At 67.9% G+C, this 1,260-nt stretch carries 1 protein-coding gene; it reads right to left on the bottom strand.

Translation table 11 applies throughout. From position 1 onward, the window contains the following. Positions 1 to 1,260, bottom strand: a 1,260-nt coding sequence (locus tag BTW07_RS18770) for a type VI secretion system Vgr family protein (RefSeq protein WP_144076998.1), incomplete at both ends; no start/stop codon positions are given.

Below are 1,260 nucleotides of genomic sequence, written 5' to 3'. Positions count from 1 at the left end.
TAGCTGGCCCCAGCTTGAGAGGTAGAGCCCCTGGTTGGCGCGGATGGCGCCATAGGCATCGGTGCGCAGCTCGAACCCGGTACCGCGGAAGGCGCCGCGGGTGTTGCCGGCCTGGTGGATCAGGTAGCCGAGGTTGAGCTGGCTCTTCTCGGCTTCGGAGTTGAGCCGGACACGCTCCTGATCGGTGGCGTCGTCGAAGACGAGTTCGTTGTACTTGCTGCCGCGGTAGGTCTTGCTCTTGAAGCCGGAGAGCAGGCCGTGGCTGTGCCAGTCGGGACTCTGCTCGCCGTTGTAGACCCGGCCGGTGATCAGCGGCCGGTCGGCATCGCCCTCGAGGAAATCGACCAGCACTTCCTGGCCGATGCGCGGGACGAACACGCCACCCCAGCCGGCGCCGGCGTTGGGCTGGGAGACCCGCAGCCAGACGCTGGAGTTTTCATCGTTCTGACCCTGGCGGTCCCAGTGGAACTTGACGCGCACGCGGTTGAGGTGATCGGTATGGATCTCTTCGTTGGCGGGGCCGACCACGGTGGCGCTCTGCGGGCCACCGATCACCGGACGCTGATGGGCCAGCGGATGGCGGTAGGGCTGGGTGCGGCGCTGGGCGTCGAGATCGACCAGAAAGTGGCCGGTGCCGCCGGTGGCATAGTCCTTGAGACGGCCGCTGAGGCGTTCACCGGTGGGATCGGCCGTTTCTGCCTCGAGACCGTGCGCTTTCCTGGCGGCGTCGAGCCGGGGCTGCAGACTGCCCGGCAGCGCCTGGAGCTGGGCCGAGACCGGCAGGGCGTTTTCGGCGTGGACGGTCACCCCGAGCAGCAGGAACTGGCGCTCTTCCTCACCCCCCAGGTCGTGCAGCGGGTGCTGGGTGAGCTCGAACCAGCGCCCGGCCTGGAGCTGACGCGCGCCACCGCTGCCGCGAAAACGCTTGGCCAGGGATTCATGCGCTTCCAGCCGGTTTTCGGTGAGGCGTTCGCCGCGCGCATAGCCGTGGTAGTAATACTCGCCGGCGTAGTCGTAGACCTCGGTGTCGGGCAGGTTGCCCTGATCGCTGAGGGTATCGAGGCCGGTGCGCTTGGTCAGTGACGGCTGCTTGTAGTCGAAGGTGCCGACGCTGACGCGGGTGGGCTGCTGGCGGCGCACGCCACCCCACTGGGTCAGCGCGTCTTCCGTCTCGGTGGCATCCTGGCGGTGGAAGCGGATCGCCTGGGGACTGACCGGCTGGGTGGTGTCGACGTCGTCGGTGAAGACGATGCGATGGCC

It is taken from the genome of Salinicola socius (assembly GCF_001937195.1).
In the GTDB taxonomy this organism is placed as follows: domain Bacteria; phylum Pseudomonadota; class Gammaproteobacteria; order Pseudomonadales; family Halomonadaceae; genus Salinicola; species Salinicola socius.
Note: the sequence above shows the minus strand (reverse complement) of the source record. Positions and strands in the feature narration are given on the sequence as shown.